General features: G+C 70.2%; 20 protein-coding genes, 1 pseudogene and 1 riboswitch. Of the genes and pseudogenes, 7 read left to right on the top strand and 14 right to left on the bottom strand.

Features of this window, described 5'->3' with window-relative positions; genetic code table 11:
• The first annotated feature begins 5 nt into the window (after nucleotides 1-5).
• From zwf to GP2_RS19200, 7 genes are all read left to right on the top strand, one after another.
• Nucleotides 6-1,541, top strand: a complete 1,536-nt coding sequence (zwf, locus tag GP2_RS19230) for a glucose-6-phosphate dehydrogenase (RefSeq protein ID WP_006902263.1) — start codon at nucleotides 6-8, stop codon at nucleotides 1,539-1,541.
• The gene (locus GP2_RS19225; protein WP_006902262.1) at nucleotides 1,538-2,536 is read left to right on the top strand and encodes a glucose-6-phosphate dehydrogenase assembly protein OpcA; all 999 of its coding nucleotides are present in this window, start codon (nucleotides 1,538-1,540) and stop codon (nucleotides 2,534-2,536) included. The genes zwf and GP2_RS19225 overlap by 4 nt, the downstream gene beginning before the upstream one ends.
• 5 nt (nucleotides 2,537-2,541) lie before the next feature.
• Nucleotides 2,542-3,279, top strand: a complete 738-nt coding sequence (gene pgl / locus GP2_RS19220) for a 6-phosphogluconolactonase (RefSeq protein WP_006902261.1) — start codon at nucleotides 2,542-2,544, stop codon at nucleotides 3,277-3,279.
• Between the two features lie 19 nt (nucleotides 3,280-3,298).
• The gene (gene ppnP / locus GP2_RS19215) at nucleotides 3,299-3,619 is read left to right on the top strand and encodes a pyrimidine/purine nucleoside phosphorylase (protein WP_006902260.1); all 321 of its coding nucleotides are present in this window, start codon (nucleotides 3,299-3,301) and stop codon (nucleotides 3,617-3,619) included.
• 626 nt (nucleotides 3,620-4,245) lie between these two features.
• Nucleotides 4,246-4,497 carry a dihydrofolate reductase family protein gene (locus GP2_RS22435; RefSeq protein WP_006902259.1) on the top strand — a complete coding sequence of 84 codons (252 nt, stop codon included), beginning with the start codon at nucleotides 4,246-4,248 and terminating at the stop codon, nucleotides 4,495-4,497.
• 20 nt (nucleotides 4,498-4,517) lie between these two features.
• Nucleotides 4,518-4,985 carry a DUF5946 family protein gene (locus GP2_RS19205; protein WP_006902258.1) on the top strand — a complete coding sequence of 156 codons (468 nt, stop codon included), beginning with the start codon at nucleotides 4,518-4,520 and terminating at the stop codon, nucleotides 4,983-4,985.
• Nucleotides 4,986-5,006: 21 nt separating this feature from the next.
• Nucleotides 5,007-5,552, top strand: a complete 546-nt coding sequence (locus GP2_RS19200) for an NAD(P)H-dependent oxidoreductase (RefSeq protein ID WP_083900288.1) — start codon at nucleotides 5,007-5,009, stop codon at nucleotides 5,550-5,552.
• Nucleotides 5,553-5,555: 3 nt separating this feature from the next.
• Here the strand turns inward: GP2_RS19200 and ppc are convergent, their stop codons facing one another.
• The 14 genes and pseudogenes from ppc to ribD all read right to left on the bottom strand — a co-directional run.
• On the bottom strand, nucleotides 5,556-8,396 hold the full coding sequence (ppc, locus tag GP2_RS19195) for a phosphoenolpyruvate carboxylase (RefSeq protein ID WP_040527501.1): 2,841 nt from the start codon (nucleotides 8,394-8,396) through the stop codon (nucleotides 5,556-5,558).
• Between the two features lie 103 nt (nucleotides 8,397-8,499).
• Nucleotides 8,500-8,733 carry a preprotein translocase subunit SecG gene (gene secG / locus GP2_RS19190; protein WP_006902255.1) on the bottom strand — a complete coding sequence of 78 codons (234 nt, stop codon included), beginning with the start codon at nucleotides 8,731-8,733 and terminating at the stop codon, nucleotides 8,500-8,502.
• A 115-nt stretch (nucleotides 8,734-8,848) separates the two neighbouring features.
• Complete coding sequence (gene tpiA / locus GP2_RS19185; RefSeq protein WP_006902254.1) at nucleotides 8,849-9,637, bottom strand: triose-phosphate isomerase; 789 nt, start codon at nucleotides 9,635-9,637, stop codon at nucleotides 8,849-8,851.
• Between the two features lie 3 nt (nucleotides 9,638-9,640).
• Entirely contained in the window at nucleotides 9,641-10,852 is a 1,212-nt protein-coding gene (locus GP2_RS19180; RefSeq protein WP_006902253.1) for a phosphoglycerate kinase, read from the bottom strand.
• 45 nt (nucleotides 10,853-10,897) lie between these two features.
• Nucleotides 10,898-11,917: a type I glyceraldehyde-3-phosphate dehydrogenase gene (gene gap, locus GP2_RS19175; protein WP_006902252.1), complete on the bottom strand. Its 1,020-nt coding sequence runs from the start codon at nucleotides 11,915-11,917 to the stop codon at nucleotides 10,898-10,900.
• A gap of 179 nt (nucleotides 11,918-12,096) precedes the next feature.
• Nucleotides 12,097-13,074, bottom strand: coding sequence for a DNA-binding protein WhiA (gene whiA, locus GP2_RS19170; protein ID WP_174320740.1), 978 nt, complete (start codon nucleotides 13,072-13,074; stop codon nucleotides 12,097-12,099).
• A gap of 73 nt (nucleotides 13,075-13,147) precedes the next feature.
• Nucleotides 13,148-14,197, bottom strand: coding sequence for a gluconeogenesis factor YvcK family protein (locus tag GP2_RS19165; RefSeq protein ID WP_006902250.1), 1,050 nt, complete (start codon nucleotides 14,195-14,197; stop codon nucleotides 13,148-13,150).
• On the bottom strand, nucleotides 14,194-15,120 hold the full coding sequence (gene rapZ, locus GP2_RS19160) for an RNase adapter RapZ (protein WP_040527499.1): 927 nt from the start codon (nucleotides 15,118-15,120) through the stop codon (nucleotides 14,194-14,196). Before rapZ ends, GP2_RS19165 begins: the two co-directional genes overlap by 4 nt.
• Nucleotides 15,113-17,185, bottom strand: a complete 2,073-nt coding sequence (gene uvrC, locus GP2_RS19155) for an excinuclease ABC subunit UvrC (RefSeq protein WP_006902248.1) — start codon at nucleotides 17,183-17,185, stop codon at nucleotides 15,113-15,115. The genes rapZ and uvrC overlap by 8 nt, the downstream gene beginning before the upstream one ends.
• 10 nt (nucleotides 17,186-17,195) lie before the next feature.
• On the bottom strand, nucleotides 17,196-17,663 hold the full coding sequence (locus GP2_RS19150) for a PH domain-containing protein (RefSeq protein ID WP_006902247.1): 468 nt from the start codon (nucleotides 17,661-17,663) through the stop codon (nucleotides 17,196-17,198).
• Nucleotides 17,660-18,172 carry a 6,7-dimethyl-8-ribityllumazine synthase gene (ribH, locus tag GP2_RS19145; RefSeq protein WP_006902246.1) on the bottom strand — a complete coding sequence of 171 codons (513 nt, stop codon included), beginning with the start codon at nucleotides 18,170-18,172 and terminating at the stop codon, nucleotides 17,660-17,662. The genes GP2_RS19150 and ribH overlap by 4 nt, the downstream gene beginning before the upstream one ends.
• Nucleotides 18,169-19,476, bottom strand: a complete 1,308-nt coding sequence (locus GP2_RS19140) for a bifunctional 3,4-dihydroxy-2-butanone-4-phosphate synthase/GTP cyclohydrolase II (protein ID WP_006902245.1) — start codon at nucleotides 19,474-19,476, stop codon at nucleotides 18,169-18,171. Before GP2_RS19140 ends, ribH begins: the two co-directional genes overlap by 4 nt.
• A gap of 20 nt (nucleotides 19,477-19,496) precedes the next feature.
• Nucleotides 19,497-20,123: a riboflavin synthase gene (locus tag GP2_RS19135; protein ID WP_006902244.1), complete on the bottom strand. Its 627-nt coding sequence runs from the start codon at nucleotides 20,121-20,123 to the stop codon at nucleotides 19,497-19,499.
• Nucleotides 20,124-20,167: 44 nt separating this feature from the next.
• Nucleotides 20,168-20,322: riboswitch (FMN riboswitch) on the bottom strand.
• A gap of 94 nt (nucleotides 20,323-20,416) precedes the next feature.
• Nucleotides 20,417-21,272: pseudogene (ribD, locus tag GP2_RS19130) on the bottom strand (bifunctional diaminohydroxyphosphoribosylaminopyrimidine deaminase/5-amino-6-(5-phosphoribosylamino)uracil reductase RibD); the annotation flags it as partial.

Genomic DNA, 21,272 nt, shown 5'->3' with positions numbered 1-21,272 from the left:
ACGCCGTGACCGACGAGGCTCGGTGGGTCAATCCCCTCCGTCACCCACAGGACAAGAGACTCCCGCGGATCGCGGGGCCGTCCAGCCTGGTGATCTTCGGCGTCACCGGCGACCTCGCCCGCAAGAAGCTGATGCCCGCGGTCTACGACCTCGCCAACCGCGGTCTCCTCCCGCCCTCCTTCGCCCTCGTCGGGTTCGCCCGGCGGGACTGGAGCGACGAGGACTTCGGCGCCATCGTGCACGACGCCGTCCGCGAGCACTCCCGGACGGGTTTCCGCGAGGAGGTCTGGGAGCGCCTGGCCGAGGGCTTCCGCTTCGTGCAGGGCGAGTTCGACGACGACGCCGCCTTCGACCGGCTGAAGTCGACGCTGAAGTCGCTCGACGCCGAGCGCGGGACCGACGGCAATCACGCCTTCTACCTGTCGATCCCGCCGAAGGCCTTCCCGACGGTGTGCGAGCAGCTCGAACGCAGCGGCCTGGCTGCGCCGGAGGGCGACAGCTGGCGTCGCGTGGTCATCGAGAAGCCCTTCGGCCACGACCTGGAGTCGGCCCGCGAGCTCAACGCGATCGTCAACTCGGTGTTCCCGGAGTCGTCGGTGTTCCGCATCGACCACTACCTCGGCAAGGAGACGGTCCAGAACATCCTGGCGCTGCGCTTCGCCAACCAGCTGTTCGATCCGCTGTGGAGTTCCCACTACGTCGACCACGTCCAGATCACCATGGCCGAGGACATCGGCCTCGGCGGCCGTGCCGGCTACTACGACGGGATCGGCGCGGCGCGCGACGTCATCCAGAACCACCTGTTGCAGCTGATGGCGCTGGTGGCCATGGAGGAGCCGATCTCCTTCGAGCCCAAGCAACTGCAGGCCGAGAAGATCAAGGTGCTGTCCGCGACCCGCAACATCGAGCCGCTGTCGGAGAACACGGCACGCGGCCAGTACACGGCCGGATGGCAGGGCAGCGAGAAGGTCCCTGGCCTCAAGGACGAGAAGGGTTTCGCGAAGGACTCCACGACGGAGACCTTCGCCGCGATCGCGCTGGAGGTCGACTCCCGGCGCTGGGCGGGTGTGCCGTTCTACCTGCGCACCGGCAAGCGCCTCGGGCGCCGGGTGACGGAGATCGCGCTGGTGTTCAAGCGCGCCCCGCACCTGCCCTTCGACCAGACGATGACCGAGGAACTCAGCCAGAATGTGCTGGTGATCCGCGTGCAGCCCGACGAGGGCATCACGCTGCGGTTCGGCTCCAAGGTGCCCGCGTCGAGCATGGAGGTCCGTGACGTCAACATGGACTTCAGCTACGGCACCGCCTTCACCGAGGCCTCCCCGGAGGCCTACGAGCGTCTGATCCTCGACGTGCTCCTCGGCGAACCGTCGCTGTTCCCGGTCAACGAGGAAGTCGAGTTGTCCTGGAAGATCCTCGATCCCGTCCTGGAGCACTGGGCGAAGAGCGGCCGGCCCGAGCCCTACGAGGCGGGCACCTGGGGTCCGGCCTCCGCCGACGAGATGCTCGCGCGTCACGGCCGACAGTGGAGGCGTCCATGATCGTCAGCCTGCCCAACACGACGAGCCGCGAGGTCGCCAAACAGCTGGTGAAGCTCCGCGACACCGAGGGTGCGGTCAACAGCGGCCGGGTGCTCACACTGGTCGTCTGCGCCGAGCACGACGAGCCCACCGAGGGCGCCATCGAGGCGGCCATCGCCGCCAGCCGCGAGCATCCCAGCCGCGTCATCGTCATCTCGCGCGGTGTGCGCCATGCCCGTTCGCGGATGGACGCCGAGATCCGCATCGGCGGCGACGCGGGCGCGTCGGAGATCATCGTGCTGGCGCTGGCGGGCGAGCTCGCCGACAACGCGCATTCGGTGGTGATACCGTTCCTGCTGCCGGACACGCCGGTGGTGACCTGGTGGCCGAGTATCGGCCCCCGGTCCCCGGCGGCCGATCCGCTCGGCCAGCTCGGGCGCCGGCGCATCACCGACGCCAACCGCGACCCGGCCCTCAACACCGTGCTCAAGCGCCGGCTCGCCGGGTACTCCCCCGGCGACACCGACCTCGCGTGGACCCAGCTCACCCCGTGGCGGGCCATCCTGGCGTCGGCGCTCGACCGTCCGCCGTACATGGAGGTCGTCGCCGTCGACGTGACCGGCCCCGACCGCAGTCCGGCCATCGACCTGCTCGCCGGGTGGTTGCGTTCGGCACTCGGCGTGCCGACGCGGCGGTTCACCGGCAGCTTCGAGGTCCGCCTGGTCCGCACCGACGGTGACACCGTGCTCGCCGTCGACGAGAACAACAACGCGGTCCTGACCGCACCCGGCAAGCCGGACGGCCGGATCGCGATGACCCCGCGGTCCCTGCCGGTCTGCATCGCCGAGGAGTTGCGCCGGCTCGACGTCGACGAGGTGTACGCCAAGGCACTCGCGGGGGTTGCCGAGGTGGAGCGGATCTCCCCGGAGCAGGAGGCGAGCATCCGCGCGGACCTTCGTGCGGCCATCGCCGACGCAGCGCAGCAAGACGATCCGGCAACCGCCGACAAGGAGTGAACCCCGTGACCACCGAGACACTCGTCTTCGACTCCAAGCAGGAACTCCTCACCACCGCGGCCGCGCGGTTCGTCGACCTCGTCACCCGCGCCCAGGCCGAGCGCGGGGTGGCCAGCGTCGTGCTGACCGGTGGCAGCAACGGCATCGGCATCCTGTCGACGCTGGCCGCCGACAGCGGCTCGATCGACTGGTCGAGGGTCGACATCTATTGGGGCGACGACCGTTTCGTGCCCGCCGACGATCCCGAGCGCAACTCCGGCCAGGCCCGCGAGGCGCTGCTGGACAAGGTGCCGGTGGACCCGGGCCGGGTGTTCCCGATGGCTCCGTCCGACGGCCCGTTCGGCGACGACATCGACGCCGCCGCGGCCGATTACGCCGCCATCCTGGCCGGGCGCTCGTCCGACGGTGTGGCGCCCCACTTCGACCTGCATCTGCTCGGCATGGGCGGCGAGGGACACATCAACTCGCTGTTCCCGCACCGTCCGGCCACCCTCGAAACCGAGAAGTCCGTTGTCGCCGTCGAGGATTCGCCGAAGCCTCCGCCGCGTCGGATCACGCTGACCCTGCCGGTGGTCAACCGTGCGCGGTCGGTGTGGTTCCTGGTGGCCGGTGCCGACAAGGCCGAGGCCGTCGCCGCGGCGCACGCCGGCGCCGACCCCGCAGACTGGCCGTGCGCGGGCGCACACGGCACCGAGGAGACGCTCTGGTTCCTCGACGACGCCGCCGCGGGCAAGCTCGACTGAGGCGGTAGGCTTCGTCCTCGTGACCGAGACCTCGACCTACGCGAACGTGACCCTCGACCCGCGCGCCAACGTCTACTTCGACGGCAAGTGCGTGAGCCACACGTTCCATCTCGCCGACGGCACCCGCAAGTCGGCCGGCGTGATCCTGCCCGCCACCCTCGCCTTCGGCACCGCGGCGCCCGAGGTCATGGAACTGCACACCGGCGCGTGCCGGGTCCGACTCGCAGGCAGCGAGGACTGGGTCTCCTACGGCGCCGGCGACTCGTTCTCGGTGCCCGGCGACTCGTCGTTCGACATCGAGGTCACCGAGCCCGTCAGCTACGTCTGCCACTACGGCTGAGCCGCATCGGACCCGGACCTCCCAGGACTCAGTCCGCGCCCTCGTGCGTTGCACGCCACACGCGCGGCAACACACTCTGGGTCCTCGCCCACCCCGACGCGATGAGGCGGAGAGGGAGCTCGCGGTCGAGGCCGGGGCCGAGGTCAGGGTGCGGGCGCTGCTGCCGGTGGCCGCCGGATGAGGCGGTCCCGGACGACCCGTCGGCCTCTATCTCGACGAGAAGCGCCGCGCGATCGGCGCCGCGCCCGGGGACCGATGACTACCCGCCGGACCGGGAGTCAGTGCGCGACAAGACCTCCGAGACCCAGGAGAAGGCATGGCACAGCTGATCGTCACCGCGTTCGTCTCGCTCGACGGCGTCATGGAGGACCCGGGCGGGGGCACCTACCGCCACGCCGGGTGGACGTTCAGCGAGGTGCCGTTCGTCGAGTAGGCCTACGAGCTCAAGGGCCGCGAGCAGGAGGAGTGCAGCGCGCTGCTGCTGGGCCGCCGGTCGTACGAGGAGTTCACGCCGGTGTGGCCGTCGATGGACGAGTTCGAGCGGTACAACTCCCTCCCCCGCTATGTCGTGTCGACGACCATGACCGAGACCCCACCCGGACTGGCCAGCGACGATCCTGCGGTCCGTGGACGACGTCGCGAGGGTCAAGGAGGAGGTCGACGGGCAGATCCAGGTCCACGGCAGCGCCACGCTCGGGAAGAGCCTGGCCGACGCCGGCCTCGTCGACCGCTACGACCTGCTCGTCTTCCCGCTGCTGCTCGGCGAGGGCAATCGGCTGTTCAGCGAGTCGGTCACGGACGTCACCAAGCTCAAGCTGGTCGAGCACGAGGTCTACGCCAACGACATCCAGAAGCTCGTCTACGACGTGGTGCGCTGACCGCGACCTACAATCGCCGCATGGACTCGACGTGTGAGTGCGGCGCGGTGTCGCCCTGCGTCGACGTCTGGCACGCCGCCCTGGCCGAGGAGCAGGCCGACCCCGAGATGTACGCCTGGCACAACCCGCTCGTCTGCTCGTTCCTGCTGCAGCACCCCTCGCAGCGGGACGAGCGCTACGCCGACACCCAGTTCCGCTGGCTGCAGCTGTTCCTCAACCGGGGCATCGAGGCGCTCAACGCGGTCGCCCGCCGCACCGTGTCCCGCAACCGCGGGTCCAGCCCCGACGTGGTGCCGCCGGAGCTCGCCGGCTACCACCCACTGCCGGACGTCCCCTCCCCGACCGGCTTCCGGCTCAGCGTCCACCACCTGCGCGGCCCGGGAGGGTTCACGGCCGGGGGTGCGGCGGCATACGGGCGCCGTATGACGGAGCTCGCTCGGGCGACCGTCGACGCCTGGCTGGACGCGGCCCCGTCACCTCCCAGGTAAACCGCATCCACCGCGTCCAGCATCGACGCACCCGCCCGCTTCGGCACCCCACCGCCCTGCCGCCGCACGTCCCCACGGCCTCCCGCCCCACCGCGGCCCGGCTCGCTGAGCGGCCGACTCCGCGACGCGGGGGTCGCGGCCCTGCGCGAGAACGGTTGGGACGTCGCCGAATCCGACCTCTATCAAATGCGATGGGATCCGCTCCTGCGCGCCGGGGACGCCGACGCCCCCGAACGCGTCGAGGAGGTCCGCGCCGAACAGCGGAAACTCCTCGCCGCCGACCTCGTGGTCCTGCAGTTCCCGCTGTGGTGGTACGGGATGCCGGCGATCCTCAAGGGCTGGGTGGACCGGGTCTTCGAGAGCGGGTTCGCCTACCACGTGCCGGATCCCGAGACGGGGCGGATGCTCAAGTACGGGCGCGGCGGACTCGAAGGCCGCCGGGCGCTCGTCGTCGTCACCGCCGGCGACCGTGCGGGCAGCCTCTCACCCCGCGGGATCAGCGGCAGCATCGACGACGTGTCCCCCGGTCTCGAGGGCATCGCCGCACATCGCCGCTGCGGCGTCTGAACGCTAGCCCGAGTTGCGCAGCGCCGTCGCCAGGCCGTTCATCGTCAGCTGGATGCCGCGACGGACGAGCGGGGTGTCCTCCCCCGCGCGGAAGCGACGCAGCAACTCGACCTGCAGCAGGTTCAGCGGTTCGAGGTACGGGAACCGGTTGTAGACGGATCGCTTGAGCGCCGCGTTGTCGTGCAGCAGATCGTCGGTGCCGGTGATCTTGGCGTACATCTCGATCGTCCGCTCGTGCTCGTCGACGATCATCCCGAACACCTTGTCGCGCAGCTCCTCGTCGGGGACGAGCTGGGCGTAGCGGTGCGCGAGGCTCATGTCCGACTTCGCCAGGACCTGCGCCATGTTCGACATCACGCTGCGGAAGAACGGCCACCTCTCGTAGTAGCGGCGCAGGGTCTCCAGGCGCGACTCGTCGTCGCCCACCCACTCCTCGAATGCCGAACCGGTGCCGTACCAGCCCGGGAGCATGACGCGGGACTGCGTCCACGACAGCACCCACGGGATCGCGCGGAGGTCGGAGATCTTCTCGGTCTGCTTGCGCGAGGCCGGCCGCGACCCGATGTTGAGGGCGCCGATCTCCGACAGCGGCGTCGACGTGGTGAAGTACTCGACGAATCCCGGCGTCTGGTGGACCAGGCGGCTGTAGGCGGCCCGGGCCTTGGCGGCGATGTCGTCCATGACCTCGTAGGCAGACTCCGACTCCTCGCCGAGACCCTCGACGTCGAGCAACGACGACTCGATGGTCGCGGCGAGCAGCGTCTCCAGGTTGCGGCGCGCGACGACGGGTTCGGCGTACTTGGCCGCGATGATCTCGCCCTGCTCGGTGATCCGCAGCGATCCCTGCACCGCGCCCGGCGGCTGCGCGAGGATCGCGTCGTAGCTCGGGCCGCCGCCGCGGCCGACGGTGCCGCCTCGACCGTGGAACAGCCGCAACCGGATTCCCGCCTTCGCGGCCATCTCGACCAGATCGAGCTCGGCTCGATAGAGCGCCCAGTTGGCGGCCATGTAGCCGCCGTCCTTGTTGGAGTCGGAGTAGCCGAGCATGATCTCCTGCATGCCGTTCTGCGACTCGACCAGCGCCCGGTAGAACGGCACGTCGAGGACGGCGGCCATCGTGGCCGCGCCCTGCTGCAGGTCCTCGATCGTCTCGAACAACGGCACCACCCGCACCGTGCACCTCGGCGAGTTCTCCCCCGCGGGCCCCGGATCGTAGATGCCCGCCTCCTTCAGCAGGATCAGCGCCTCCAGCATGTCGCTCACCGAGGTGCACATGGAGATGATGTAGTTCGGCACGGCCTCGGGGCCGAAGGTCGCCACCGCCCGTGCCGCGGCGCGCACGATGCCGAGCTCCTTGGTGGCCAGTTCGCTGAGTTCGGCGTCGGGCCGGGTCAGCGGACGCCGCGCCTGCAGTTCCGCAGTGAGGATCTCCACCCGGTCCGGCTCGTCGAGCGACGCGTAGTCGGGGTGGACGCCCGCCCAGGCGAGAAGCTCGGCGACGACCTCCTCGTGCATGTCGGAGTTCTGGCGCATGTCCAGACCCGACAGATGGAAACCGAAGGTGCGCACGGCCTCTCGCAGCGCGAGGAGCCGGTCGTCGGCGATGAGCCCGTCGTTGTTGGCCCGCAGGGCCGCGTCGACGACGTCGAGGTCGGCGAGCAGCTCGCCGGCACCGGCGTAGGGCTCTTCGCCGTCGATGAGGAGCAGGTCGTTCGACGACAGGAAGCCCTCGTCGAACATCTCGTCCGCAGTGGCAACCAGGCGCGCCCGGATGTGCCTCAGCGCCAGTCGGAACGGCTCGTCGGCGCCGGCGTCCTCGGGGCCGGCGCCGGCCAGCTCGAGCAGCGGCTCGACGGCGGTGATGAGCCGCGCCGACATGCTGAGCTCCTGGGCGAGGTTCTCCAGCTCGTCGAGGTGGTGACGCACCGCGGTCTGCGCGGCGAGCGTGGTCGCCAGGGTCACGACCTCCGGCGTCACGTACGGGTTGCCGTCGCGGTCGCCGCCGATCCACGACCCCATCCGGATCATCGGCTCCTCGGCGAGCCCCGCCCGCGGGTAGGCCGAGCGCAGGGCCTTGCGCACGGAGGTGTTGATCTCGGGCACGACCTCGAAGAAGGACGCGTCGTAGTACCGCAGCCCGGAACGGATCTCGTCCTGGATCGTGAGCCGTTCGAGGCGGATGAGCGCGGTCTGCCACAGCGTGATGATCTGGCGCCGGATCGACTCGGCGACCTTCGCCTCCTCGTCCGGCGTGAGCTCGGTGCGCTCGCGGAACCGCATCAGCTCGGTGATGCGGTTCTGCGCCTCGAAGACGGTGCGGCGCCGGGTCTCGGTGGGGTGGGCGGTGATCACCGGGACGACGGCGGCGTCGGCCAGCGCCCTGCCGACCTCGGCGTCGTCGAGCCCGGCCTCCGCCAGCTGCCGGTAGGTCGCCGCGAGGCTCGACTTCTGCGGCGGATCGCCGGCGCGCACGTGGATGGCGCGGCGGCGTTCGCGGTGGATGTCCTCGGCGAGATTCGCCAGCAGCGCGAAATGGCTGAACGCCCGGATGATCGGGATCGCGACGTCGACGTCGAGGTCGACGAACTTGGCGGCGAGCTCGTCACGGTCGATCTCGTTGCGCCGCACCGCGAAAGCGGCCTTGCGCGCGGACTCGACCAGCTCGAAGACGTCGTCGCCGGAATGCTCGCGCACGACCTCGCCGAGGATGCCGCCGAGCAGGCGGATGTCCTCGCGCAACGGTTCGGTGAGTGCCCGACCCTCGTCGTCGACGACGATGTGGTCGACGATCGAGATGGAGGGACGCCGGGCCGGGGCTCCCCGGGAAGGGACGGATTCACTCATGCCGACCAGTATTCCGAGGATTCGGGACATCGGCATCCCGGGACGACAACAGGGCGACACGTCTCACGTGCCGCCCCGGTCGCAAGAGCTCAGATGCCGCTGGTCAGGAGAGCTTGATGTCGATGCCGATGCCGATGATGAAGATCACCCAGATCAGGCCGACGAAGATGGTCAGGCGGTCGAGGTTGCGCTCGACGACGCTCGAACCGGACAGGCTCGACTGGACGCCACCACCGAACAGCGACGACAGACCGCCGCCCTTGCCGCGGTGCAGCAGGACGAGCACGATGACCAGAACGCTCGTGACGATCAGTCCGATGTCGAGTGCGGTTTGCACAGGTAACGCCCTTCCTCAAAGCCCCTGGAAATACAGCTGTGGCAGGCGGCGCCGAACCGGCACGAGGCCATGATCGGACACCAACCTGCCACAGTCTACGCGTGGGTGTGGCCCGTCAGGGCAAGGGGCCACCCGCGGCGATCGCCGACAGCGTCGCGAACTCGTCGGACTTCAGCGACGCGCCGCCGACCAGAGCACCGTCGATGTCGGGCTGGGCGACGAGCTCGCCGACGTTCTTCGAGTTCACCGAGCCGCCGTAGAGGATGCGCACGCTCGCCGCCGTCTCGGCGTCGGCGATCTCCGCGAGGGTCTCGCGGATGGCCTTGCACACCTCCTGCGCGTCGGCCGAGCTGGCGACGCGACCGGTGCCGATGGCCCAGACCGGCTCGTAGGCGATGACGGTCTTGGCGATCTCCGCCGCCGACAGGCCCGCCAGGGAGCCCTTGAGCTGCGCCACGTTGTACGCGACGTGCTCGCCGGCCTCCCGGACCTCGAGGCCCTCGCCGATGCAGACGATCGGGGTGAGCTCGTGCCGCAGCGCGGCCTTGGTCTTGGCGAGCACGATCTCGTCGGTCTCACCGTGCATGGTGCGACGCTCCGAGTGACCCACGATGACGAAGGTGCAGCCGAGCTTCGCGAGGAAGGCTCCGCTGATCTCGCCGGTGTAGGCACCCGAGTCGTGCTGCGACAGGTCCTGCGCACCGTAGGTGAGCAGCAGCTTGTCGCCGTCGACGACGGTCTGCACGCTGCGGATGTCGGTGAACGGCGGGATGACCGTCACGTCGACCTTGTCGAAGTACTTCGCCGGCAGGGCGAACGCGATCTTCTGAACCAGGGCGATGGCCTCGAGGTGGTTGAGGTTCATCTTCCAGTTGCCCGCGATGAGCGGCTTGCGCTGTGCCATGGTTCAGCTCTCCAGAACCTTGAGACCGGGGAGTTCCTTGCCCTCGAGGTACTCGAGGGAGGCGCCGCCGCCGGTGGAGATGTGCGAGAAGTCGCTGTCGGGCAGGCCCAGGGTCCGCACCGCGGCGGCCGAGTCGCCGCCGCCGACCACCGTGAACGCCCCGTTGCCGGTCGCACCCGCGATGGCCTCGGCGACCCCGCGGGTGCCGGCCGAGAACTTCTCGAACTCGAACACGCCCGACGGGCCGTTCCAGAAGATGGTCTTGGCGCCCGAGAGCACCGCGGCGAACCGCTTGACCGCCTCCGGTCCGATGTCGAGACCCATCCAGCCGTCCGGGATGGCGTCGGCCGCGACGGTCTGCGACTCGGCGTCGGCGGCGAACTTGTCGGCGGCGACCACGTCGACGGGCAGGTGGATGACGTCGCCGAAACGCTCCAGCAGGTCCTTGCAGACCTCGATCTGGTCTTCCTGCAGCAGCGACGAGCCGACCGAGTGGCCCTGGACCGCCAGGAAGGTGAACGCCATGCCGCCGCCGATCACCAGCGTGTCGACCTTGGGAGCCAACGCCTCGATGACGCCGAGCTTGTCGGAGACCTTCGAGCCGCCGAGGACGACCGCGTACGGGCGGGCCGGATCCTCGGTGAGCTTCGACAGGACCTCGACCTCGGCCGCCACCAGCTCTCCCGCGTAGTGCGGGAGGAGCTTGGCGACGTCATAGACCGACGCCTGCTTGCGGTGCACCACTCCGAAGCCGTCCGACACGAAGGCGCCGTCCTCGCCGACGAGCTCGACGAGTGCCTTGGCGAGCTTCTCGCGCTCGGCGTCGTCCTTGGAGGTCTCCCGCGGGTCGAAGCGGATGTTCTCCAGGAGCAGGACGTCGCCTTCGGTGAGGCCCTCCGCCCGTGCGAGCGCGTCGGTGCCGACGACGTCGCCGGCGAGCTGCACGTTGCGGCCGAGCTCCTCGCTCAGGCGCGCCGCGACCGGCGCGAGCGAGAACTTCGGATCGGGCTCACCCTTCGGACGGCCGAGATGCGCGGTGATGATCACCTTCGCGCCGGCGTCGATGAGCGCGTTCAGCGTGGGCAGGGAGGCGAGGATACGGCCCGGGTCGGTGATCGTCGACCCGTCGAGCGGGACGTTGAAATCCGACCGGACCAGCACTCCCCGACCCGAAACCCCTTCTTCCAGTAGGTTCTTCAGAGTGGGTACACCCATGAGGCGTTGACTCCTCTTTCCGTTTCTACGACGAGGGGCTGCGGGTCAGAGCGACTTGCCGACGAGACCGATGAGGTCGACGAGGCGGTTGGAGTAGCCCCACTCGTTGTCGTACCAGGACACGACCTTCGCCTGATCGTCGATGACCTTGGTCAGGCCGGCGTCGAACAGCGAGCTGTGCGGGTCGGTGACGATGTCGGAGGAGACGATCGGGGCGTCGTAGTACTTCAGGATGCCCTTGAGCGGACCCTCGGCGGCGGCCTTGAGCGCGGCGTTGATCTCCTCGGCGGTGGCGGTCTTGGCCAGCTGCGCGGTGAGGTCGGTGACCGAGCCGGTGGGGATCGGCACACGCAGGGCGTAGCCGTCGAGCTTGCCCTTCAGCTCCGGCAGGACCAGGCCGATGGCCTTGGCGGCACCGGTCGAGGTCGGGACGATGTTGGTCGCGGCGGCGCGGGCGCGACGCAGGTCCTTGTGCGGGCCGTCCTGCAGGTTCTGGTCCTGGGTGTAGGCGTGGACCGTGGTCATCAGGCCCTTGACGATGCCGAACTCGTCGTTGAGGACCTTGGCCAGCGGGCCGAGGCAGTTCGTGGTGCACGAGGCGTTCGAGATGATGTTCTGGCTGCCGTCGTACTTGTCGTCGTTGACGCCCATGACGATGGTGATGTCCTCATCGGTGGCCGGGGCCGAGATGATGACCTTCTTGGCGCCGGCGTCCAGGTGACCCTGGGCCTTGGCGCGGGCGGTGAAGATGCCGGTCGACTCGACGACGACGTCGACGCCCAGGTCGCCCCACGGGATCGCGGCGGGGCCTTCCTTGACCTCGAGCGCCTTGATCTTCTTGTCGCCGACCACGATGGTGTCCTCGCCCTCGAGGCTGACGTCCTGGGGCAGACGGCCGAGGATCGAGTCGAACTTCAGCAGGTGCGCGAGGGTCGCGTTGTCGGTCAGGTCGTTGACCGCGACGATCTCGATGTCAGTGGTGCCCAAAGCCTTTTGCGCTTCGACGGCACGGAAGAAGTTGCGGCCGATTCGGCCGAATCCGTTGACGCCTACCCGAACAGTCACAGTTGTGCTCCTTAGCGGTATTCATGGTCAGGCCTGTGGGTCGAGCCCCGTCTGGCCGCGCCGTGGGCGGTGGGGTCGGCACACCCGAGGTGGCCGGGTCCGCACACGTCGGTTTCAGCCTAGTAGGCGGGGTCGGGCGGAGCACACTGCAGGTCCACCTGTCCCCCGCATCGTGTCGATCACGCCTCGTCGAGCAGCTCGGAGGTGACCGCGGACTCGGTGTCCGGAATGCCCTCGGCGCGCGCCTTCTTGTCCGCCATCGACAGCAGCCGGCGGATGCGGCCGGCGACGGCGTCCTTGGTCATCGGCGGGTCGGCGAGCTGGCCGAGCTCCTCCAAGGACGCCTGGCGGTGCGTGATGCGCAGCTGGCCGGCGGCGACGAGGTGCTCGGGGACGTCGTCGCCGAGGATCTCCAGGGCGCGCTCGACGCGAGCCGCGGCCGCGACCGCGGCCCGGGCGGACCGGCGCAGGTTCGCGTCGTCGAAGTTCGCCAGCCGGTTGGCGGTGGCGCGGACCTCGCGCCGCATCCGGCGCTCCTCCCACACCAGCCGGGTGTCGTGGGCGCCCATGCGGGTCAGCAGCGCGCCGATGGCCTCGCCGTCGCGGATGACCACGCGGTCGGCGCCGCGCACCTCGCGCGCCTTGGCGGTGACCCCGAGCCGCCGGGCGGCGCCCACGAGGGCGAGCGCGGCCTCCGGACCCGGGCAGCTGACCTCCAGCGCCGACGACCGGCCCGGCTCGGTCAGCGAGCCGTGCGCGAGAAAGGCGCCGCGCCAGGCGGCCTCGGCGTCGGCGACGCTGCCGCCGACCACCTGGGCGGGCAGTCCGCGGACCGGGCGGCCGCGCAGGTCGAGCAGACCGGTCTGGCGGGCCAGGCCCTCGCCGTCCTTGGTGACGCGCACGATGTAGCGGGCGGACTTCCGCAGGCCGCCGCCGCGCAGCACGTGGACGTCGGAGGCGTAGCCGAACAGGTCGTGGATCTCGCGGCGCAGGCGCCGGGCGACGTTGCCCATGTCGACCTCGGCCTCGACGACGACACGGCCGCCGACGATGTGGAGCCCACCGGCGAAACGCAGCAGCGCCGACACCTCGGCCTTACGGCAACTCACCTGGGTCACCGACAGGCGACTGAGTTCGTCCTTCACCGCCGCCGTCATCGCCACCGGTCCCTGTCCTCCCATCACCTGACCACACGTCCCCTGAAGAAAAGTGCCTCACACATCGCCTGATTCAGGCGTCCGCCCGGTCAGAGTAACGGTTCGGTTCACCTTCGCACAGTTCGTTCACCACGGCCGCGACTTTTGCGGGGTCGTGGACCTGGCGGCCGGGCACCGCCACGTCGCCGACGACGAGTTCGGCGCCGAAGAGACCGGCCGCGCGCTCGAGGTGTTCGCGCTCGCGTCCCGCCGGGACCGACGCCTCGTCGACCAGCACGTGGTCCACGCGGAAGGTGTCGGCGTGGGCGTGCAGGACGTGCAGGTGACGCTCCACGCTGAAGCCCGGCGTCTCCCCCGGCTCCGGGGCCAGATTGACGACGAGGATCTTGCGCGCGGAGGTGCGCTGCAGCGCCTTGAGCTGGTCGGGGACCAGCACGTGCGGGATCACGCTGGAGAACCAGGAGCCCGGCCCGAGCATCACCAGGTCGGCGGAATCGATTGCCTCCACGGCACTCTCACAGGCCGGCGGGTCCTCGGGGATGAGCCGGACGCGGCGCACCTTGCCCGGCGTGGTCGCGACCGCGACCTGACCGCGGATCTCTCGGCTGATGCGGGGATCGGCCTCCAGGCCGGACACATCGGCCTCGATGTCGAGGGGCACCGTCGACATCGGCAGGACGTGTCCCTTGATGCCGAACATCGATCGGAGCTCGTCCAGGGCGGCGACGGTGTCGCCGAGGACCTCGGTGAGTCCGGCGAGCATGAGGTTGCCGATCGGATGACCGGCGAGGGCGCCGCGCCCGCCGAAGCGGTGCTGCAGCACCTCGGCCCACAGTTCGTGCCGGCGCCGGGTCTCCGGGTCGCCGGCGGTCTGGAAGTCCTCGAGCGCCTTGGGCGCGCACATCAGGGCCGCCAGCGCCATCCGCAGGTCGCCGGGCGGGATCAGCCCGAGTTCGGCACGGAGTCGGCCCGACGACCCGCCGTCGTCGGCGACCGTGACGACCGCGGTGATGTCGGAACTCAGGTAGCGCATCGCGGTCAGGGTCGCGTACAGGCCGTGTCCGCCGCCCAGCGCGACGATCCTGGGATCGGTCCCGCCGGCGCGGGCATTCCCGGTGCTCATTCGCGCCCCAGATCGCGGTGCAGGACGCGCACGTCGTAGGTCGCCGACCCGTCGTCGTCGACGGCCGTGCGGAGGCGTCGGGCGAGTTCCTCGGAGATCGCCACGCTGCGGTGCTTGCCGCCGGTGCAGCCGACGCTGATCGTCATGTAGCGCTTGCCTTCCCGGAGGTAGCCGCGACCCACGATCGAGACGAGGCCGGTGTAGAGGTCGAGGAACTCCGCGGCGTCGGGCTGGCCGAGGACGTAGTCGCGCACCGGCGCCTCCCGGCCGTTGTGGTCGCGCAGCTCGTCGATCCAGTGGGGATTGGGCAGGAATCGCACGTCGGCGACGAGATCGGAGTCGATTGGCAGTCCGTACTTGAAGCCGAAGGACTGCACCGCGATGCTCAGCCGCGGTTCGGTGTCGCCGGGCGAGACGCCCTCGACCACCGACCGCAGCTTGGCGGCGGTCAGCGCGGAGGTCTCCACGACGAGATCGGCGACGTTCTTGATCGGCGCCAGGATCGTTCGTTCACGAGCGATGCCCTCGACGAGGGTTTCCTTGCCCTGCAACGGATGTCGGCGGCGCACCTGCTCGAAGCGGCGCACCAGCGCCTCCTCGCTCGCGTCGAGGTACAGCAGTTTCGTGCGGATGCCGGACGCCTCGAGGTCGTCGCGCAGGTTCTCGAGCTCGTGGGCGAGGTTCGGGTCGGAGGCGCGCAACACCATCGCGAGGCGCCTGATCGACGGGTCGCTCTCGCGGACCATGCCGACCATCGTCTTGATCAGCGACGGCGGCACGTTGTCGGCGACGTACCAGCCGTCGTCCTCGAGGACGTTCGCCGCGGTGGAACGGCCCGCGCCGGACATGCCGGCGACGAAGAGGACGGTGAAGTCGGGTTCGTCGGGCGTCGTCGCGTCGGCCGTCGCCATCTCGTCAGTCATCGACACCCCGTCCCGCGTCACCGCTCACCACCGACACCTCCGTCTTCTCCGGCGTTTCCGCCCCCGACACCGCCTCGGCCGGTGTGGCCTCCTCCGGCGTCGCCGGCGCGGAGCCTCCACCCAGCGCGGTCTGCACCGCACGCGCGGTGGTCAACCCGATCCCGGGGACCCGGGCGATCTCCTCCAAGGATGCCTCACGCAGCCGCGCGACCGACCCGAAGTGGGTCACCAGCGCGGTGCGGCGTGTCTTGCCGAGACCGGGGATGCCGTCGAGCACCGACTCGGTCATCCGCTTGCTGCGCTTGCTCCGGTGGAAGGTGATGGCGAACCGGTGGGCCTCGTCGCGCACGCGCTGCAGCAGGAACAGCGCCTGGCTGCTGCGCGGCAGGATCATCGGGTCGTCCTCCCCCGGCACCCACACCTCCTCGAGGCGCTTGGCCAGGCCGATCACCGCGACGTCGGTGACCCCGAGTTCGTCGAGGACCGCCGCGGCCGCGTGGACCTGCGGCGCACCGCCGTCGACCACGAACAGGTTCGGCGGGTACGCGAACTTCCGCGGCTGCGAAGGGGTCTCGGGCTCGGCGCCGACCTCGCCGGAGACCGGCGGCGGGGCGTCGCGGTCGGCCTTGTGCCGCAGGAACCGACGCCGGGTCACCTCGGCGATCGACGCCACGTCGTCGGAGTGACCGTCGCCGGCGGCCTGCCGGATCGAATAGTGGCGGTAGTCGGACTTGCGGGGCAGCCCGTCCTCGAAGACGACCAGCGACGCCACCACGTCGGTGCCCTGCACGTGCGAGATGTCGACGCACTCGATGCGCAGGGGCGCCTGGTCGAGCATGAGCGCCTCCTGCAGCTCGGTCAGCGCCGCCGAGCGGGTGGTGAGGTCGCCGGCGCGCTTGAGCTTGTGCTGGGCGAGCGCCTCGGCGGCGTTGCGGACGACCGTGTCGAACAGCGCCTTCTTGTCGCCGCGCTGCGGGACCCGCAGGCGCACGCGACTCCCCCGCAGCCGGCTGAGGAACTCCTCGAGCTCGGCCGCGTTCTCGGGCAGTTCGGGGACGAGCACCTCCCGCGGGACCGACTCGCCATGGGCGCGGTGCTCACCGACGTCGACGGTGGCGTCGAAATCGACCTGGGCGCCGTAGAACTGGGTGACGAAGTCGCCGACGACGTCGGCGTCGGTGCCGTTGTCGCTGCGCTCGACGACCCAGCCGCGCTGGCCGCGGACGCGTCCGTCGCGCACGTGGAAGACCTGCACCGACACCTCGAGCTCGTCGCCGGCGAGGGCGACGACGTCGGCGGTGGTCCCGTCGCCGAGAACCACGGCCTGCTTCTCCATCGCACGGCGCATCGCGCCGATGTCGTCGCGCAGGCGCGCGGCGCGCTCGAAGTCGAGTTCCTCGGCGGCCGCGGTCATGTCGCGTTCCATCCGGCGGATCATCTGGTCGGTGCGGCCGGCGAGGAAGTCGCAGAAGTCCTCGACGATCTCGCGGTGCTCGGCGGCGCTCACCCGGCCGATGCAGGGCGCGGCGCACTTGTCGATGTAGCCGAGCAGGCACGGCCGGTCGATCTGTCGGTGGCGCTTGAACACGCCGGCCGAGCAGGTCCGCGCCGGGAACACCCGGGTGAGCAGGTCGACCGTCTCGCGGATCGCCCAGGCGTGCGAGTACGGGCCGAAGTAGCGGACGCCCTTGCGGCGCGGGCCGCGGTAGACGAACAGCCGCGGATACTCCTCGTTGAGGGTCACCGCGAGCATCGGGTACGTCTTGTCGTCGCGGTAGCGGACGTTGAACCGCGGGTCGAACTCCTTGATCCAGTTGTACTCGAGCTGCAGCGCCTCGACCTCGGTGCCGACGACGGTCCACTCCACCGACGCCGCGGTCGTCACCATCTGGCGGGTGCGCGGGTGCAGCGAGGCGAGGTCGGCGAAGTACGACGTCAGGCGCGAGCGGAGGTTCTTGGCCTTGCCCACGTAGATGACTCGGCCGTGCTCGTCGCGGAACTTGTACACCCCGGGATCGGTCGGGATGGTTCCGGGCGCAGGACGGTAGGTAGTCGGGTCGGCCACGTCGTCCAGGCTAGTTGGCGGGTCGGACGGACCCGCGGTAGCGCTCCTCGAGCTCGCGGAATCGGGCCATCGCCTCGACGGCGCGCTGCCCGTCGCCGGCCTGGACCGCCAGCACGGTGATGTGTTCGTCGGACGGGAACAGCAACCACGCGCCGAACCCCGACTCCGGATACGTCAGCCCCAGGATCTCGTCCCAGCCGAACATGCGCGTCGGAACGAGGTTGCGCACCTCCACGCCCTGCGGCCCGACGCGCAGCCGCGGTCGGGTCAGGAGGAGGATCGCGGCGGCGAACAGGACGCCGATGCCGATGATCGCGGCCTGGTCGGAGCCGCCGAGGTTACGGACGCCGACGTCCTCGACCGTCAGCAGCAGGCCGAAGGTGATGTGGATCGCGAGGACGACCACGGCCGCCGCGATCGCATACCGCGGCAGCTTTCGCGGCCGGTAGACCAGGTCCCACTCCGGGGAGGAACTCACTCGGAGGCTCCTCCGCCCACCGACGGCAGGGACTCGCCGCGCTGCAGCGCGCGCAGCGTGAGCGCGGACGCCAGCGCCGCGACGCACGCCTGGGCGCCCTTGTCCTCGCTCGAGCCGGGCAGGCCGGCGCGGGCGATGGCCTGCTCCTCGGTGAGGACGGTGAGCACGCCGTTGCCGACCGGGGTCGACTCGTCGAGCGAGACCCGCGTCAGACCGGCGGTCACGGCGTCGCAGACGTAGTCGAAATGCGGTGTCTCGCCCTTGATCACGACGCCGAGCGCGACGACCGCGTCATGGGTGCGGGCCAGCGCCTGCGCGATGACCGGCAACTCGACGGCGCCGGCCACCTGCACGACGGTCGGCTCGGTGACGCCGTTGTCCTTCGCCGCCCGCAGCGCGCCGTCGAGCAGTGCGCCGCAGATCTTCTCGTGCCACTGGGAGGAGACGATCGCCAGACGCAGCCTGGAGGCGTCGGTGAGTTCGAGGGTCGGTTCTCCGTGGCCGCTCATGCGGGGGCTCCTTCAGATGCGTCGTCGCTGTCGAGCGGATCGTCGAGGCCCACGAGGTCGTGACCCATGCGATCGCGCTTGGTCCGAAGGTAGCGGAGGTTCTCGGCGTTGGCGCGCACGGGCATCGGCACCCGGTCGACGATCTGCAGGCCGTAGCCGTCGAGGCCGACCCGCTTGGCCGGGTTGTTGGTGAGCAGGCGCATCGACTTCACGCCGAGGTCGACGAGGATCTGCGCGCCGAGGCCGTAGTCGCGGGAGTCTGCGGGCAGGCCGAGTTCGAGGTTGGCGTCGACGGTGTCGGCGCCGGCGTCCTGCAGCTGGTAGGCCTGCAGCTTGTGCAACAGGCCGATGCCGCGCCCCTCGTGGCCGCGCATGTAGAGCACGATGCCGCGCCCCTCCTGCGCCACCATCTCCATCGCGGCGTCGAGCTGTGGACCGCAGTCGCACCGCAGCGAGCCGAAGACGTCGCCGGTGAGGCATTCGGAGTGCACGCGGACGAGGACGTCGTGGCCGTCGTTCTCGGTGATGTCGCCGAGGACCAGCGCGACGTGCTCGACGTCGTCGTAGATGCTGGTGTACCCGACCGCGCGGAACGCGCCGTGGCGGGTGGGGATGCGGGCGTCGGCCACCCGGACGACGTGCTTCTCGTGGCGCCGGCGCCAGGCGATGAGGTCGGCGATCGAGATCAGGGCGAGGTCGTGCTCGTCGGCGAAGACGCGCAGCTCGTCGGTGCGGGCCATCGAGCCCACGTCCTTCTGGCTGACGATCTCGCAGATGACGCCGGCCGGCTGGAGGTCGGCGAGGCGGGCGAGATCGACGGCGGCCTCGGTGTGGCCGGGACGGCGCAGCACGCCGCCCTCCTTGGCGCGCAGCGGCACCACGTGGCCGGGCCGGGTGAAGTCGTCTGCGGTGGCCTCCGGATCGGCGAGCATCCGCATCGTGGTGGCGCGGTCGGCGGCGCTGATGCCGGTCCCGATGCCCTCGCGGGCGTCGACGGTCACGGTGTAGGCGGTGCCGTGCTTGTCCTGGTTGACCGAGTACATCGGCGGCAGGCCGAGCCGGTCGCAGGCGTCGCCGTCGAGCGGCACGCACAGGTAGCCCGACGTGTAGCGGACCATGAACGCGACCAGCTCCGGGGTGGCCTTCTCGGCCGCGAAGATCAGATCGCCCTCGTTCTCGCGGTCCTCGTCGTCGACGACCACGACCGGCTTGCCGGCCGCGATGTCGGCGATGGCGCGCTCGATGGTGTCGAACTTGACGCCCTCACCGGTGGTGTCTTCACCGTCACGCGGCGACTCGCTCATCAGAACCTCACTCGTTGTGCTCATTTCGCCCCCGCAACATCAGTTGACTGTCCGAGGTGCAGGCGTTCAACGTACTTGGCGATGACGTCGACCTCGAGGTTGACCACGGTGCCCGGTTGGGTCTCACCGAGGTTGGTCTCGTTGAGGGTCGTGGGGATCAGCGAGATCTCGAACCACGAGTCGTCGCCCTCCCCGCCGACGGCGGAGACCGTCAGGGAGACACCGTCGACGGTGATCGATCCCTTCTCGACGAGGTAACGGGTGAGCTTCGCGGGCACGCCGATCCGTACGACCGTCCAGTTCTCCGAGGGGCTCACCGACAGGACGCGGCCGGTGCCGTCGACGTGTCCCTGCACGATGTGGCCGCCGAAGCGGCCGTTGGCGGGCATCGCACGTTCGAGGTTGACCCTGCTGCCGGGAGAGAGGTCGGACAGCGAGCTGCGGCGGAGGGTCTCGCCCATCACGTCCACGGTGAACTCACCGGGCCGGAGGTCGACGACGGTCAGACAGACGCCGTTGACCGCGATGGAGTCGCCGTGGTGCGCATCGGCGGTGACGATGGGGCCCCGCACGGTGAAGCGGGCGGCGTCAGAGAGATCCTCGCGGGCGGCGATCTCGCCGAGCTCCTCCACGATTCCGGTGAACACGCACTCCTCCTGCTCGCTCGGAGCAGACAGGGCGGCACTGTGTCGCCTGTTCTCTCTCATCCGGACTATGACCGTCGGCTCCGGAATCTCACCGAATCTGCTGACCCTGCTAGTGCAGGCGCTCGCGGGCTGGAGACTGCGGATCCACCGCACCCTCATCACCGCCGGTGGGGAATCTCACCCCGCCCCGAGAACTGGTGATATCGACGCTAGCACGCCCGATCAAGGGCGTCGCATTGCAATTCCGCTGAGTAAAACGCCGGAGGTGGTGCGTGCCGGCGAAGCCGCCCTGTTCAGCGGACGTGTGATGACGTCGGATTCCGCGTGAGTGTGATCAACACATCATCGCCGACGGTGGTGACCGAGGAGGTCGCGAAGCGTCTGGCGTCGGCCAGGGTGGTCACGCCGGGGATCTCGATCGAGCTCTGACCGGCGCCGAGGACCATCGGCGCGACGTAGGCGTGGACCTCGTCGACGAGGTCGGCGGCGAAGAACGCCCCGAGGACGTGCGGTCCGCCCTCGACGAGCACCCACAGCGCGTCGGGCAGCGCGGAGAGGACGTCGGCGGGGTCGTGCGAGTCGACCCGGACGAGCGGCCCGCCCGTGTCGTCGCGGAGGTTGGCGTCGGCCGGCAGGTCCCGGTGGCCGAGGATCACGCGCGCCGGCTGGTGCGGGTACAGGCCGCCGTCGGGGGTGCGGGCGGTCAGGCTCGGGTTGTCGGCGAGGGCGGTGCCGGTGCCGATGACGATGGCGTCGAGCCGCGAGCGCTGCAGGTGCGCGTGTTCGCGTGCGGCGGGACCGGTGATCCACTGGCTGGTGCCGTCGGGCGCGGCGATGCGGCCGTCGACGCCGGCGGCGATCTTCGCGGTGACCCAGGGGCGGCCGAGGCGTTGCCGGGTGAGCCACGGGCGCAGCGGGCCGTTCTCCACCGTCTCGACCGAGACTCCCCCGGTGACCCGGATGCCGGCGGCGCGCAGGGTCTCGGCGCCGCCCGCGGCGACCGGGTTCGGGTCGCTCACCGCGTAGTGCACCTCGGCGATCCCGGCCTCGATGAGCGCCTGCGCGCACGGCCCGGTGCGTCCGGTGTGGTTGCAGGGCTCCAGGGTGACGACCGCGGTCGCCGCCGCGCGCGGCCTCCCCCGCCTCGCT

The sequence above is a fragment of the Gordonia paraffinivorans NBRC 108238 genome, assembly GCF_000344155.1.
In the GTDB taxonomy this organism is placed as follows: Bacteria; Actinomycetota; Actinomycetes; order Mycobacteriales; family Mycobacteriaceae; genus Gordonia; species Gordonia paraffinivorans.
The sequence above is the reverse complement of the archived record's forward strand: the minus strand, read 5'-3'. Positions and strand labels throughout refer to the sequence as shown.

Excerpts from the sequence above, each read along its gene's own strand:
- GP2_RS19225 (WP_006902262.1), top strand. The coding sequence starts at position 1,538 with ATGATCGTCAGCCTGCCCAACACGACGAGCCGCGAGGTCGCCAAACAG.
- GP2_RS19205 (WP_006902258.1), top strand. The coding sequence starts at position 4,518 with ATGGACTCGACGTGTGAGTGCGGCGCGGTGTCGCCCTGCGTCGACGTC.
- ppc (WP_040527501.1), bottom strand. The coding sequence starts at position 8,396 with ATGAGTGAATCCGTCCCTTCCCGGGGAGCCCCGGCCCGGCGTCCCTCC.
- tpiA (WP_006902254.1), bottom strand. The coding sequence starts at position 9,637 with ATGGCACAGCGCAAGCCGCTCATCGCGGGCAACTGGAAGATGAACCTC.
- GP2_RS19180 (WP_006902253.1), bottom strand. The coding sequence starts at position 10,852 with ATGGGTGTACCCACTCTGAAGAACCTACTGGAAGAAGGGGTTTCGGGT.
- whiA (WP_174320740.1), bottom strand. The coding sequence starts at position 13,074 with ATGACGGCGGCGGTGAAGGACGAACTCAGTCGCCTGTCGGTGACCCAG.
- GP2_RS19165 (WP_006902250.1), bottom strand. The coding sequence starts at position 14,197 with ATGAGCACCGGGAATGCCCGCGCCGGCGGGACCGATCCCAGGATCGTC.
- rapZ (WP_040527499.1), bottom strand. The coding sequence starts at position 15,120 with ATGACTGACGAGATGGCGACGGCCGACGCGACGACGCCCGACGAACCC.
- ribH (WP_006902246.1), bottom strand. The coding sequence starts at position 18,172 with ATGAGCGGCCACGGAGAACCGACCCTCGAACTCACCGACGCCTCCAGG.
- GP2_RS19140 (WP_006902245.1), bottom strand. The coding sequence starts at position 19,476 with ATGAGCGAGTCGCCGCGTGACGGTGAAGACACCACCGGTGAGGGCGTC.